The 1,167-nt window shown below is 62.9% G+C and carries 1 protein-coding gene; it reads left to right on the forward strand.

Going from position 1 to position 1,167, the window contains the following annotated elements; genetic code table 11:
- Positions 1–69 precede the first annotated feature (69 nt).
- Positions 70–1,161: an ISAs1 family transposase gene (locus NKH80_RS30025; RefSeq protein ID WP_352995655.1), complete on the forward strand. Its 1,092-nt coding sequence runs from the start codon at positions 70–72 to the stop codon at positions 1,159–1,161.
- Positions 1,162–1,167: the final 6 nt, after the last annotated feature.

The following is a 1,167-nucleotide window of genomic DNA, read 5'->3' on the forward strand; positions in this document are numbered from 1 at the left end:
GGCAGGGGAATCGCATATGGCGATTTTGGGGTTGAGTTTAGGCTGAGAAAGGATTCTTTGGAGAGGCAGTTGAGCGAAGGAGCGACTGCCATTTCCTGCCTTGAGAGCTACTTTGGCGCGGTGCCTGATCCACGCGCGCCCAACGCCACGCACCGGCTTGGCGACCTGATCGTGATGATGATCGCGGCAAGCCTGTGTGGTGCCAGCAATGCGACGGAGTTCGCCCTGTTTGCGCAGGAGCGCAAGCAGGCGCTGTCGCGGCTGATCGACTATGACGCAGCTCCCAGCCACGACACCTTCTCGCGGCTGCTGCGCCTGCTCGACCCGAAGGCCTTTGGTCGCGCCTTTGCTGCCTTTGCCGCAGCTTTCGCCCGAGCCAGCCGAGAGACGCCCGAGGTGGTGTCGCTTGACGGCAAGGCTTTGCGGCGGGCCTACGAGAAGGGCTTGGCAGCCAGTCCGCCGTTGACGGTGTCGGCCTTCGCCGCCGAGACCCGGCTGTGCCTGGCGGCAGTCTCGCCGAGCGCTGGTGAGAACGAAGTCGAGGCCGCGCTCAAAGTCGTCGAACTCATTGATCTTACGGGCAGATTGATCACCGCCGACGCGCTCCACTGCCACACCCGCATGGCTGCGGCCATTACCCAAAGAGGTGGCGATTACCTGCTTGCGCTGAAGGGCAACCGTCGTCATTGGCTGCGCCGTGCCAACCTGCAACTGGCCGACGCCACCCCTTCCATTGCCGAGCGGACCGAGACCAGCCACGGCCGCAACGAGTGGCGGCAGGCCGAGATCGTGGCGGCGGCCGAGCCGCTGATGCCCGGCCACCTGGCCTTCATCCGCATCACCAGCCGACGCGATCAGGCCAGGCCGTTGATGCGCCTGTTCATGGCCTCCACGCTCATGTCGCCGCAACGGGCGCTCGACCTCACTAGAGCTCATTGGCAGATCGAGAACGGCCTGCATTGGATGCTTGATGTCCATCTCGATGAGGATCTCAGCCGTGCCCGCAAGGATAATGCTCCCGCCAACACAGCCCTTCTCAATCGCCTCGCCAGAAACATCCTTCAGGCCGCCGATGCTGCCAAAGTCCCCATCAGCCATCGCATCAAGAAATGCGCCTGGAACGATGACTATCTCATCAATGCCATCACTCATATGCGATAGCCCTGC

It is taken from the genome of Mesorhizobium sp. M0904, from assembly GCF_040319475.1.
In the GTDB taxonomy this organism is placed as follows: Bacteria; Pseudomonadota; Alphaproteobacteria; order Rhizobiales; family Rhizobiaceae; genus Mesorhizobium.